The following is a 13,470-nucleotide window of genomic DNA, read 5'->3' on the forward strand; positions in this document are numbered from 1 at the left end:
TCGACTCCCAGACTTGAGCGAGCATGCTGGAACCACCGATCATAGCCGGATGAACACTCTCCCCGCTGCCGACGCGCTGGTGCGTCGCGACCTGAGCCTGCTGTGGCACCCCTGCACGCAGATGCACGACCACCAGACGGTACCCATGGTGCCCATTGCGCGCGGCGAAGGCGCGTGGCTCATCGACACACAAGGCCGCCGTTACCTCGATGGCATCAGTTCGTGGTGGACCAATATCTTCGGCCACGCCAATCCACGCCTGGTAGCGGCTCTCGCGGAACAGGCCAACACGCTGGAGCACGTGATTTTCGCGGGCTTCACGCATGAGCCCGCCGTGGCCCTGGCCGAGGAACTGGTCCGCGTGACGCCACCGGGCCTGGATCGCGTATTCCTTGCCGACAACGGCTCGGCGGCCATTGAAGTGGCGCTGAAGATGAGCTTCCACTATTGGCTTAATCAGGGGCATGGCGAGAAGACGCGTTTCATCGCGCTCACCGGCAGCTATCACGGTGAAACGCTGGGTGCGCTTTCGGTGAGCGACGTGGCGCTCTACCGCAAGACGTATGCGCCGTTGCTGCTTACGCCGATCCTGGCGCCATCTGCCGATACCTACGAGGCGCAGCCCGGTGAAAGTGCGACCGAGGTTGCCGCCCGGCGCCTGGAAGAACTGCGCCAGTTGCTGGAACAACACGCACACGAAGTATGTGCAGTGATTGTCGAGCCGCTGGTGCAGTGCGCGGGCGGCATGCGCATGTATCACCCGGACTATCTCGCCGGCTTGCGTCGCCTGTGCGACGCGTACAACGTGCATTTCATCGCCGACGAAATCGCCGTGGGCTTTGGGCGCACGGGCACGCTGTTCGCTTGCGAACAGGCAGATGTGTCACCCGATTTCATGTGTTTGTCCAAAGGTCTTACAGGTGGTTTTCTGCCACTGTCGGCGGTGCTTACGACCATGCAGGTGTATGAGGCCTTCTACGCGGAGTACAGCGCAGGCAAGGCATTTCTGCATTCGCACAGCTATACGGGCAATCCGCTGGCGTGTCGCGTGGCGCTGGAAACGCTGCGCATCTTCCGCGACGAACCGGTGCTGGAGCGCAATCAAATCTTGTCCGCACACCTGGCCAAGCGCCTGGCGCCGCTGCGTGATCATCCAAACGTGGCCGATGTACGCCAGACCGGCATGATCGCCGCAGTGGAACTGGTGGCGGACAAGGCAACCCGCACGCCGTTCCCGTCAACGGACCGGCGTGGGCTGCGCGTGTATTTGCACGGCCTGGAACACGGCGCCCTGCTGCGACCGCTGGGCGACGTGATCTATTTCATGCCGCCCTACGTGGTCACCACCGACGAGATCGACCATCTGGTCGACACCGCTATCGCCGGCATGGAACGCGCAGTCGCCTAGTGACCGCCGCTTACCGTGATGCTCGGGTCCAGCTGTTGCAGCGCGGGCCCCAGCGTCGGCGAGCCGGTGTTGCGGATGTCCTGGCTGCTGTAGCTGCGACCTGCGACTGGCAGGCAGGTACCGGGTTTCGCCGGAATCAGGCTGCCGGTGGTTTGCAGGCAATTGCGGTTGCCAGGCTTGAGCGGCGTGCGTGACGCATCGGGGTTGGCCTGGGTCGCGGTGTCCTGCTGGGCCGACTGAACCGTGGCGCCCGACACGGCGGACGTCTGCTGGGCCCATGCAAGCGGCGCGAGACCCAACGCCAGGCCAAGAACAAGCAATGATTTGGTGAGCATGATCCACCTCCGGGGAGTGAGGGATACCTGACATGCTGCTCCGCGGCCTGCCCGTCCGCAAATGCTGCTCCGACAGCATCTCCCGGGCGTTCAGCTAACCGGCCGCAAGCCGCATGGGACGGCCTCCGGCCGGTCCGCTATGCTTTTGTTTTCCGCATTCCAAGAACGCTTCATGCGCACGATCCGCATACATGTCGAACTGCCGCTGGCCGTGGGCCAGGAACTTGGCCTGCCCGCCCAGGCCGGCGAGCACGTGGCGCGCGTGCTGCGGATGACCGCCGGAGCCCCCATCACGCTGTTCAACGGCGATGGCGTGGATTACCCCTCGGTGATCGTGGCCGTGGGCAAGCGCGATGTCTCGGTGCGCGTGGAAGCCGCCGAACCCGTGGGCAATGAGTCGCCGCTGGCGCTCACGCTCGCCCAGGGCGTGGCCCGCGGCGAGAAGATGGACCTGATCGTGCAGAAGGCGACCGAGCTGGGCGTGGCGCGCATCGTTCCGCTGATCACCGAGCGTTCGGAAGTGAAGCTCGATGCCAGCCGCGCCGAAAAGCGGCTGGCCCACTGGCAGGCCGTGTCAGCCAGCGCATGCGAGCAAAGCGGTCGCGCGCGCCTGCCGGAAGTGCTTCCCGCCGTACCGCTGGAACAGTGGCTTCGCCAGTTGCCGCAGGATGGCGCCTTGCGCCTGGCACTCCTGCCCGAGGGCACACGCCAGGCCAACGAACTTTCCTTTACTCCCGCCGGCGGCGTGCTGGTGGTGGGGCCTGAGGGTGGACTGGGCCAGCGCGATACGGCTGCGCTCGGCGAAGCCGGCTTCAGTGGCCTGCGACTGGGTCCGCGCATACTGCGCACGGAAACGGCCGGGCTCGCGGCGTTGGCGGCGTTGCAGGCGCTGCACGGGGATATCTGAGCAGCCAAGGACCGCCCTCTGTGCTCGTCATTCGGGCGCTGGCCGGAGTGACGGTCTTGCATAGAGTTGGTTCTGCCGGCTGGAGAAACAAAAACACGCCCACGAGGGGCGTGCTTTTGAGCAAAGCGGCAGCGAAAACTCAGCTTGCCAGTTCGAGCAAATCCAGCAGCTCCGCTTCGATGCCTTCCAGGTCCGGGATGACCGCGATGTCGTCGCGCACCAGCACCTGGGCCTTCACGCCCGGCGGCAACGGTGCGCCGTCGTGGGTGGGAATGATCAGCTCGGCGTTGAGCGTGGTCAGGCGCGGGAAACCCTGCGTGACCACCGCGATGAACGGCAGGTCGGCATGACCGCCCAGCGCCTTCAGCACGGCAACGCGGAAGGACTGCTCGCTGTCGCCCTCGCCCGCACCGGCGAGCGTGTTGAACGACACCAGCGGCACGCGCCAGCCACGCCATGCGATACGACCCAGCAACCAGGATGGCGAGTTCTCCACCGGCTCGGGCGCGGGCATGGTGATCACTTCGGCCACGGTGGCGTTGGGCAACAACAGGCGCAAGTTGCCAACCGGCACCAGTACGCAACGGATTTCACGCGGTAGTGGCAGATCGCTCATCGCCGGCCCTCCATCGACATCTCTTCTACCAGGCGCGCCGCCAGTTCCGCCGGCGTGCCCGAATAACTATGCAAACGCTCGGCTTCGATGCCGTGCACCATATCGGCGAACTGGCCGTCCGACGACTCGATCCACACCTGGCCACCGCGATCGTGGATGGCCTGGCAGCCACCCAGCGCATCGTTGGCCTGCCCGGCGAACACGATGGCCTGCGCATTGCGGCCGAACACATTGGCCGCCAGCGTGAAACTCGCATCGATCGGCGAGCTGCGCATGTCGTTGTTTTCCAGCGGCTGCAGTTCCACGCGACCGTCGCGATTCACGCGCGCCTGCTGTCCATCGGGCACCACCAGCACTTCGCCGACGCGGGCGCGGGCGCCCGGCGTGGCAACACGTACCGGCAGTTCGCTGTAGCGGGTCAAGGTGTCGGACAACGCATCCACCGATTTGCCGCCCAGATGCTGGACATGCAGCACCGCCGCGCGAAGGTTCGGCGGCAGCATGGAAAGGAACGAGCAGACCGCCTCAAGACTGTCGGCTGCAGCGCCAAGCACCAGCAGGCGACCGATCGCGCTATCGAGATCATCCAGCATCATTTCAGTGCCGCTGCTCTCGAAGTCGCGAGGAGCAAGCGCTTCTTCCATCGACACCAGCTCCAGCTTCATGCCGGGCTCGATGATGGAGGACGCCTCTGCGCCACCTTCCGGCGCAAGGAAATCGGCCGCACTGAGTTTCTCGATGCCGAATTCCGAAGGCTGAGCAGGGAGCGGCGGCGGCGCGGCTGGCGCCGGTGCAGCAGCCTCGCCTTCATCAACCAGCGACCAACTCGATGCGGTGCCCAGCAGCGACGGCGACTTCGCCTCGCTTTCTGCGGGAGCCGCCGGCATGAACGAATCGTCCAACGGCGCCAGCGAGAGGTGATCCAGCTGGAACGATGGCATCTGGCGCGACGCCGCTTCCGGCGCAGGCGCCTCGAACGGCGCCGGGCCCTGCGTGGCAAGCGTGTCCAAGCCGAACGAACCATCGTGCAGCGGCGGCAACGCGTCGTCCGCGCCAAATTTCAGCGTCGAACCGACATCCTCATCGGCCACATGCGTGTGGCCATCGAACGCGGCGAAATTGCCATCGTGCAGCGGCGGCAGGTCATCGTCGGCCGTGAACTTGAGGCCCGAACCGAACTCGCTTTCGGCCTCATCGGCCGGGAGATCGGCAAAGGCCGCGAAATCGTCGATGTGCAGCGGCTCCTGCTCGGCGTGCAACGTCGCCAGCAGGCTGTGTTCTTCGTCAGTCGCAGCGGGCTCATCGGCGGCGAGCAGCGCCTCGAGTTCAGCGGCGAGCGATTCGGATTCGACTTCGTTCGCTTCCACCGTTTCCGGCGTCGCCACGACCGGCTCGACCTCTTCCACGGGGGCCGCGAACACCGGTTCGTCGAACGCCGGAACGGGCGGGATCTCCACGCTTTCGACCACGGCGACCGGCTCGGCCACCTCAGGCACGGCCGGTGCATCCAGCGGACGTGGCGGATCAAGGTCGCCCTGCGCCATCACCTTCACCGCGAGATGGCGCGCCCAGCGCGCACGATCCCAGCCATCGAGCGAACGGCTGGCAGCGGCGTCGTTGAAGACCACGCGCGGGCGGTCGCCTTCGATCACGTCATAGAGACGATCGATATCGTCGGCCGCATCTTCGTCCAGATTCACCACCAGCACTTCGGCGCCGGTGGTGTTGACCATCTGCTTGCTGAGGGTGGACAGCGCACCTTCGTGCACGATCCTCGCCCCGCGTTCCTGCAACGCTTCACGCAGCTGACCGCCGAGTGCCACGTCATCGAACAACAGCGCTACCGCAGTCGCCGTTTCAGCCATTGAGCGACTCCGTGGTGCGCTGCTCGAGCACCTCACCGATCTGTGCCAGCAATTCGGCCTCCTGGTAAGGCTTGCCGAGGTAACGGTCCACGCCGATGTCGAACGCGCGCTGGCGATGCTTATCGCCGGTACGCGAGGTGATCATGATGATCGGCACGTCGCGCAAGCGCGGGTCCGCCTTCATGTGCGTGGCCAGCTCGTAACCGTCCATGCGCGGCATTTCGATGTCGAGCAGCATCAGGTCAGGCACGCGCTCGTGCAGCTTTTCGAGTGCGTCGACACCGTCCTTGGCGGTGGTGACTTCGTACTCGTGGCGTTCCAGCACGCGACCGGTGACCTTGCGCATGGTGATGGAGTCGTCGACCACCATCACCAGCGGACGCACGCGCTCTTCTTCGACCACTGGCGTGGCGACAGCGGTGAGGCCTTCTTCCAGGCGAGCCAGTCGGCGGGCCACGCCATGACGCACCAGCGGAGCGAGATCAAGAATGATCAGCACCGAACCGTCGCCCATGATCGTCGCGCCGAGAATGCCCGGCACCGAACTGATCTGCGGACCGACCGACTTCACCACGATTTCGCGCGAGCCGATCACGGCATCGATGCGAATCGCAGCGCGCAGGTCGCCCGAACGCGTCAGCAGCAACGGGATCTGTTCTTCGTCAGCGGCATGCGACGACGCCGTGCCAAGCAGATCCGACAGGTCGTGGATGTCGAAGCTTTCGCCGCCGTACGGGAACGTCGGTTCCGCATCGGCCATGCGCTCGGCAAGTTCCGACGGGCTGATGCGCGCCACGCCCTGCACCGAGGTCATCGGGATGGCGAAGTTGGCTTCGCCAATACGAACCAGGATGGCTTGCGTCACCGCGAGGGTGAACGGCAGGCGCAGCACGAAGGTGGTGCCCTGGCCTTCCTTCGACTCGATGGACAGCGCACCGCCAAGCTGCTTGATTTCGTTCGCCACCACGTCCATGCCCACGCCGCGGCCAGCGAGCTGGGTCACGGTGCTGGCGGTGGAGAAGCCCGGCTGCGTGATGAGGGCGAGCACCTGGTCGTCGCTGAGACGTGCATCGGCGCGGATCAGGTTGCGCTCGATACCGCGCTTGCGGATGGCGTCGCGGTCGAGACCACGGCCGTCGTCCGTCACGCGCACCACGACTTCGGTCGCTTCACGTGCCACGCGAATGCGCACCGCGCCTTCTTCCGGCTTGCCTGCCTTGCGGCGATCCTTCGGCGACTCGATACCGTGTGCCACGGCGTTGCGCAGCATGTGCTCGAACGGCGCCTTGATGCGGTCGAGCAGGTTGCGATCCATTTCGCCGTGGGCGCCTTCCACGTACAGCTGGGCGCCCTTGCCTTCTTCCTGTGCGGCCTGGCGCAGCGTGCGGCGCAGGTTCGGCACCATGGTGTCGAACGGCAGCATGCGCGTGCGCAGCAAGCCTTCCTGCAGTTCCGAGCTCACGCGCGACTGCTGGATCAGCAGCGTTTCGGCCTGTCGGGTCAGTTCGTCCAGCATGCCCTGAATGGACACAAGGTCGGATACCGACTCGGCCAGCGCACGCGAGTACTGCTGCAGCTGCGAGAAGCGGTCGAGTTCGAGCGGGTCGAACACCGAGATGCCCGCTTCGCGATGCTCGCGCTGGAAGCGCGCGATGATCTGCGCTTCCGTTTCGATTTCCATCATGCGCAGCTGGCCGCGCAGACGCTGCACGGTCTGGTCGAGTTCGACCAGGTTGAAGCGGTAGCCGGCAACCTGCTGTTCGAGACGCGAACGGTAGATCGCGACCTCGCCCGCGTGATTCACCAGCGTGTCGAGCAGTTCGGCGCGAACGCGGATCTGTTCCTGCGGTGTGCTCGGCGCTTCGTCGCGTTCTTCCGGTAAAAGCTCCGGCAACGGCGCAAGGCGTGCCGGGAACGGCACGACGTTGACCGGCTCGGCGATGTCCTTCGCTTCGACGGCAGCGGCTTCGCTGGGTTCCGTCGCGACAGCTTCGGTGGACATGCCCAGGAAGCGATCGATGATCGCCTGCGGGTACGGCACCGGACGGCCTTGCGACACCAGCTGCACCAGACCGTGCAACTTGTCGAAGCCTACTTCCAGCGCAGCAATCAGCTCGCCGATATGCGCGGAATCCGCGTGCAGCGGCTTTTCCAGCGCCGTTTCGATGGCGTGCGTGAGATCGCCCACCGGCACCATGCCGGCGATGCGCGCGCCACCCTTGAGGGTGTGCAGGTCACGCAGGATGTCGCCGAGATGTTCGATGGCAGTCGGTTCGGCACGCCATTGGGCGAGCACGCTGTCCGAGTGGTCGAGAATCTCGCGCGCTTCCTCGACGAAGATTTCCAGCAGATCGGGGTCGATCTGGTTGGGCAGCAAGGCGTTTTCGTCCACCACTTCGTCGACAGGCGCGTGCGTGGCGGCGGCAACCGGTTCTTCCACCACCGGCTCTTCGACAGCAGGTGCGGCGACGACCGGTTCTTCGACGGCCGGCTCTTCGACGACGGGTTCTTCCGCGACGGGTGCCTGCACTTCCTCGGCGATGGTCTCTTCTGCCGCGGGTTCGCTGAACACCGGCGCTTCAAGCACGATCTCTTCGACCGATGCCGGTTCCACCGGCTCGATGACCTCGGCGTCCGCCGCGTCAGCGACGGGTACGGATTCGTGCGTGGCGTCGACGTGCGCGGCCTCGATCTCGACGGGCGGAATCTCCGTCTCTTCGATCTCGATGGCATGCACGGCGTGATCGGCAGGCGTATCCAGCTCGTCGGCAACCGGGCCCACTTCCAGCGTTTCCGCCTCGTCGAGCAGGTCGGCGTAGACCTTGGCGAAATCGTCCTCGTCGTCCTTGCTGATAACGGGCGCGGATGCCGGCGTGTGATGCGAGAGCTGATCGGCGGCCGGCAGATGCGCGTCCAGGTCGAACTCGCCCAGCGCGGCAAGCAACTCGTCGGCGTAGATGTCGGCTTCGGGCGACACCGGCGGTGCGGCGAGCTCGATGTGCTCGACGTGCTCGGCCGATTCCGTGGCGTCGGAGAGCGCTTCGTCCAGCGACGCGCCATGCGTTTCTTCGTGCGTTGGCTCGGCAACGTGCGTCGGGACTTCTTCTGCCACGTCGGCCGGCGTTTCGAACAGCACGTGGGCCACTTGCGGCTCGGGCTGGCTGTCGCGCAGCTCGGCCAGGCGATGGATCAGGCTGTCCAGGTCCGGCAGCTGCGGCGACGCGACGTCGAACTGACCCATCACGTGATCGACCGCATCCGCGCTCTGGCTCAGCAGCAGCACGCCTTCCGGCGACAGCGGCTTGCCAGCGGCGCGCAGGCGCTTGAGCAGGCTTTCCAGCGGCGACAACAGCTGCGTCAGCACCGGGATGTCGACCATCGCGATGGCGCCGTGCAACGTGTGCACCGCGCGCAGCAGGCTGTCCTCGACGCGCAGTTCGCCGTCGGTACGGTTGATCGCCGTGCGAATGGTGGCCAGGTACTGCGCCACTTCGCTGCGCAGGATTTCCAGCAACACCGGATCAATCGGCGGCATCACCGGTGCTTCGATGATGTCGTGCGCCGGCAACGCCGAAACCGGCTCGTCGGCATGCGTGGTTTCGATGTCGGCAAGGCTGGCGGCGGGAATGGCTTCCGCGGCCACGTCCACGCGCGGCACGCGACGACGTACCGTGCGGCGCACCGTTTCGGTCGCGCCGGTGGTCGGCACATCGGCCAACGAGGCTTCGGGCTGACCCGACGACAGGCGCTCGGCGATCTCCATGATCGCCATCACCGGCGCCGTGACTGCGCCCTCGCCCATCAGGGCTGCGCGCAGCTGCGGCAGCGCGTCGATGGCGGCCACCACCACTTCTTGCACGTTCTCCGCCGGCGGGATCGACTGATCCAGCACGCGGTTGAGCATGTTCTCGACCTTCCACGCGAACTCGCCGAGCAGCGAGGCGCCGACCAGGCGGCCCGAACCCTTGAGCGTGTGGAAGGAACGGCGGATCGACGTGAGCGCGTCGAACTGCAGCGGATCGGCCAGCCACGTCTTGCGAGTGGCGTGCAGGTTGTCGATCTCTTCCTGCATTTCCTCCAGGAAGATGTCGCGGATGTCGTCGTCGATGCCTGCGGTGCTGGACTGGAAGCCCGCATCGAATGCGCCCGCGCCGGCGACCGGCACTTCTTCGACGATCTCTTCCTCGATTTCGATCCAGTCGTCTTCGCCCGCGTTGAGCTGCTCCTGCGGCGTGACGTGAACCGTGTCGGCCAGACGCAGACCGGTGATTTCCTGCGGTACCGGTTCCGGCGTTTCGCTGTGGCCAACGATCAGGCCCGACAGGTCGTCGCCATGCGCCAGGCTGACGCTTTCGGAGAGCTCCGGCTGATTGGCCAGCGCAGCGGCGAGCGCGGCATCGGTGGCGCGAGCAATGTGCTCGGGCGCCTCGACCATGTCGTCTTCGACGGCTTCACGTGCTGCCGGCGGCGGCCAGTAGCCGAGGCTGCTGAGGCTGTGCTCGGCCACATCGAGGATGTGTTCAAGGCCACCGCGATGCTCGCGCGCGGCCTCGAGGTAGTACTCGAGCGCGGCGAGGGCGTCGGCGAGGTGATCCATCTGGCCGGTGCTGGGCACGCGGCGATCAATCAGCAGTTCATTGCCCACGAAGCGACCGATGCCTTCGGCCAGTTCGGCCGGGCGCGGTGCGGACAGCATGCGCATGGCGCCGGCGACTTCGTCCATCAGCGCACTGACGGTGCCCAGCTGCTGCGACTGCCAGCCGGATTCCACGTAGGCGACGATGGCGTCCTTCACCTTGGCGGTGTTGGCGGTCGCCTCGTGCATCAGCGTGGCGAGGATATGGCGAGCCTCGCTGCGCGGCAGCATGGACGTCGGCGATTCGGTGACGACTTCGCCATCGGCGCCGAGGCTTTCGATGTGGTCGTCGAGCGACGCTTCCACGTAAAGCAGCGCACCGGCAACATCGAGCAGCAGCTCTTCATCCGGCGCGCGCACGCGGCTGGCGATTTCGTCGAGCACGCGACGCTGTTCGTTCACCACGCGACGAGGCACGCCCAGGGCAAGCATGCCCAGCGTGTCGCCGACGCGTTCGAGGATTTCGGTCTGGCTGGCGAGTTGCGCCGGGTCGGCATCGCTCTGGCGCAGGAACAGGTCCAGCGATTCCTTCACGCGCAGCAGGTCGTCCTTCAACGCCTTGGCGACGGAATCCAGCAGCGCGCGGTTGTGGCCGGCCATGGAACCGCGGGCGTGTTCGATCTCGCTGGCTTCGGGCAACAGCGCATCGAGCGAATAGGTCTGGCGCAACTGTTCCATGCGCGGGCTGCCCTGACGGACCTGGCCCACCACGTACAGCAACTTGCGTGCGAGTTCGTCGGCGTCGCCGCCGCGCAAGGTGGCTTCGCCGTGCTCGACGAGCTGACGGATGCTGCGATCGACCTTGCCGATCAGCTGGCGCACTTCGCCCGTCTGCTGCTTCAGCGCACCCTGCTGCACGCCTTCCAGCACGCCGGCAGCGATCCACCACAGGCGACGGCCCGGGATGGTGTGACAGCGCGCGGTGATGGCGTCCAGCGTCTGGATCATGCCGCCCAGCTGCTGGTCATTGCCCTGCCCGCGGAACCACGACAGCAGCTGCTGCTGGAAGCGCAGGCGCAGCGTGGTGACTTCGTTGCGCTGGCGCTCGCCATTGACTTCCGGCATCGGCACCGGCGCCTGGGGCGGCAGCGCGACTTCGAGATTGGGCGTGAACAGCGCCGATTCGTGCAGCGCCTGCTGGCCACGGCTGGAACGCAGATCGTTCAGCAGCGGCAGCAGCACCACCGGCACATCGCGATGACCGCCGGAAAGGCGTTCGAGATAGTCGGGCAGCTGCATCAGGCCACGCATCAGCGCGGCGTAGGCTTCCTCGCGATTGGCAACGTGGTCTTCCATCAGCGAGATGGAGAGCGTTTCCATCTCCTCGGTGACCATGGCCGCGCCGTACAGCTCAACCATGCGGAGCGTGCCGTGCACCTGGTGCAGGCTGTCCGCGCAGGAGCGCATCGCATCCCGGTTGCCCGGGTTGTCGACGTAGGCCTCCAACTGCTCACGGGCAAGGGCGAGCGTCTCGTCGAGCTCGGGCTTGACCCATTGCAGGGTGGTGAAATCGATATGGTCTTGAAGTCTCATGCGCCCCTCTCAGCGGCCACGTAACGCTTTGTCACGCAACCGGCGAGGTTGCCCCCCGTGAAAATCGTTATCAGCCAACTACTCACTTAACCCGGCAGCTTGAAGTGGGCCACCGAACGACGCAGGTCGCTCGCCAGCTGGGCCAGATAACCAATCGAGTCGGCCGTCTGGCTCGCGCCCTGCGAGGTCTGCGAGGTGATTTCCTGGATCGCATTCATCGACACCGAGATATCCGTTGCCGCGGTCGACTGCTGGCGCGCCTGGGTGGAGATGTTCTGAATCAGCGCGGACAAGTCGTGCGACACGCGCTCGATGTCGCCCAGTGCGCTACCCGCGTCCTCCGCGAGTCGGGCACCCGCCACCACTTCGGCGGTGGTCTGTTCCATCGAGTTCACCGCTTCGTTGGTATCGGACTGAATGGTCTGAACCAGCGTTTCGATTCGCTTCGTGGCGCTCGCGGAACGTTCTGCGAGGCGCTGCACTTCGTCTGCCACCACTGCGAAACCGCGACCCGCTTCACCGGCGGACGCTGCCTGGATGGCGGCGTTCAAGGCGAGGATGTTGGTTTGCTCGGCAATGTCGTTGATCAGTTCCACGATGGAGCCGATTTCCTGCGAAGACTCACCCAGGCGCTTGATGCGCTTGGAGGTTTCCTGGATCTGGTCGCGAATGGAGTCCATGCCCGAGATCGTCTCGCGCACCACTTCGGCGCCGCGCGATGCGATTTTCACGGAGCGTTCGGCCACGTCGGCCGACTCGGCGGAGTCCTTGGACACCGTATCCATCAGGCTTGCGATCTGGTTGATCGCGGTGGTCGCCGTGCTGATGCGCTGCGCCTGGTTCTGTGCGGACTCGGCCAGGTGACGCGCGGTGGTCTGCGTTTCCTGCGCCGAGGACGACACCTGCTCGGACGTTTCGTTAATCGTCGTCACCAGGGTGCGCAATTCGTCGATGGCGTAGTTCACCGAGTCGGCGATGGCGCCCGTGATGTCTTCGGTCACGGTGGTCTTGACGGTCAGGTCACCTTCGGCGAGCGAACCCATTTCGTCCAGCAGGCGCATGATGGCCTCCTGGTTACGCTGGTTGAGTTCGGTCGACTCCTGGAAGCGGCGGCGTTGGTCGGCGATCAACTGCACGATAAGAACGGCAAGGAAGGCCGCTGCACCAATCGCACCCAGCACGCCCCACCACAGGTTCGGGAACAGGCGGCGCGTGGGCAGCTTGCCGATCTGGTCGGCCAGTTCGTTCGCGCGCAGCAGCACGTTCTGCGAGTCGAGCGAGGCCTGGTTGCCGGCGCGCTTCACGTCGCTGAGGTTGCCTGCAGCACTGACCAGCTTGCCGACGGGATCCTGCAGGTTGTCCCACTGACCCTGCATGTCGGTAAGGATCTTGCGTGCGTTGGCGTCGCCCATCGAGCGCACGCCCACTTCGGTGTTGCCTTCGAGCAGGCCCTTGAGCACCGAGCCATAGAGCTGGCCGTCGCGGGCGAGGCCGTCGGCGGCAGGCTGCGAGGCGTCGCCACCCTGCAGCACTTCCTGCACTCGGCGGATCATTCGGTCAGCCAGCACCATCTGGCGAGCGGAGGTGTAGGTCTGCTCCGCGCTGCCGCCGTGCTGCTGCAGGATGTTCACCACCTGCTCCATGCTGGAGTTCAGCACGGGCAGTTCGCGGCCCAGGGTGGCGGCGCGCTGCGCCGAGTCCACCACCAGCGCCTTGTTCGACAGGATCTTGCCGATGTCCGCGTCGAGCTGGCCCCAGGCGTTGCTGAGTGCGCTGACTGCGCGGCCGGCCGGTGTGGCGTTGTTGTCGGCATAGGGCTTCATGCCGCCCTTCTCATCGCCCTTGTTGAGGCGCTGGATGGCCGCATCGATGGTGTTGCGGTTGGTTTCCAATTCCTTGAAGGAATCGACGTTACCGTCCGCGGCTTCGAGTGCAAGCTTTGCCGTCTGCTGCGACAACACCTGGATCTGGGTGGTAAGACCCGTCGCCTGTGTGTCCTCGCGACCACGCAACGTCAGCATGGCGAAGTCGACACCCGTAAAACCGAACGCAATGACCAGCGCAATGATCAGGCCTGTATAGCCCCGCTCTTTGCCCACGCCCCCTGTAGTGCTCATTTCGTTCACCTCGCCCTTCTACGCTTCGCCGCCCATGCCGGCGAAGGCGTCGG

At 65.5% G+C, this 13,470-nt stretch carries 7 protein-coding genes; 2 read left to right on the plus strand and 5 right to left on the minus strand.

The features are described 5' to 3' along the window. Nucleotides 1-49: 49 nt before the first annotated feature. The gene (locus tag DK366_RS05675) at nt 50-1,408 is read left to right on the plus strand and encodes an adenosylmethionine--8-amino-7-oxononanoate transaminase (RefSeq protein WP_109124573.1); all 1,359 of its coding nucleotides are present in this window, start codon (nt 50-52) and stop codon (nt 1,406-1,408) included. Here DK366_RS05675 and DK366_RS05680 read toward each other — a convergent pair. Beyond that, a complete protein-coding gene (locus DK366_RS05680; RefSeq protein WP_109124574.1) occupies nt 1,405-1,743 on the minus strand; it encodes a hypothetical protein in 339 nt (112 codons plus the stop codon). The two genes, DK366_RS05675 and DK366_RS05680, sit on opposite strands and share 4 nt — an antisense overlap. 172 nt (nt 1,744-1,915) lie before the next feature. Between DK366_RS05680 and DK366_RS05685 the strand changes: the two genes are divergently transcribed. Next, the gene (locus DK366_RS05685; RefSeq protein WP_109124741.1) at nt 1,916-2,650 is read left to right on the plus strand and encodes a 16S rRNA (uracil(1498)-N(3))-methyltransferase; all 735 of its coding nucleotides are present in this window, start codon (nt 1,916-1,918) and stop codon (nt 2,648-2,650) included. A gap of 139 nt (nt 2,651-2,789) precedes the next feature. Here DK366_RS05685 and DK366_RS05690 read toward each other — a convergent pair whose 3' ends face one another. From DK366_RS05690 to DK366_RS05705, 4 genes are all read right to left on the minus strand, one after another. Beyond that, nucleotides 2,790-3,266, minus strand: a complete 477-nt coding sequence (locus DK366_RS05690) for a chemotaxis protein CheW (RefSeq protein WP_109124575.1) — start codon at nt 3,264-3,266, stop codon at nt 2,790-2,792. Further along, nucleotides 3,263-5,131, minus strand: a complete 1,869-nt coding sequence (locus DK366_RS05695) for a chemotaxis protein CheB (protein ID WP_109124576.1) — start codon at nt 5,129-5,131, stop codon at nt 3,263-3,265. Before DK366_RS05695 ends, DK366_RS05690 begins: the two co-directional genes overlap by 4 nt. Further along, complete coding sequence (locus DK366_RS05700) at nt 5,124-11,300, minus strand: Hpt domain-containing protein (RefSeq protein WP_109124577.1); 6,177 nt, start codon at nt 11,298-11,300, stop codon at nt 5,124-5,126. The genes DK366_RS05695 and DK366_RS05700 overlap by 8 nt, the downstream gene beginning before the upstream one ends. A gap of 86 nt (nt 11,301-11,386) precedes the next feature. Continuing rightward, nucleotides 11,387-13,417, minus strand: a complete 2,031-nt coding sequence (locus DK366_RS05705) for a methyl-accepting chemotaxis protein (protein ID WP_109124578.1) — start codon at nt 13,415-13,417, stop codon at nt 11,387-11,389. Nucleotides 13,418-13,470: the final 53 nt, after the last annotated feature.

Source organism: Dyella sp. C11 (genome assembly GCF_003121485.1).
GTDB lineage: Bacteria > Pseudomonadota > Gammaproteobacteria > Xanthomonadales > Rhodanobacteraceae > Dyella.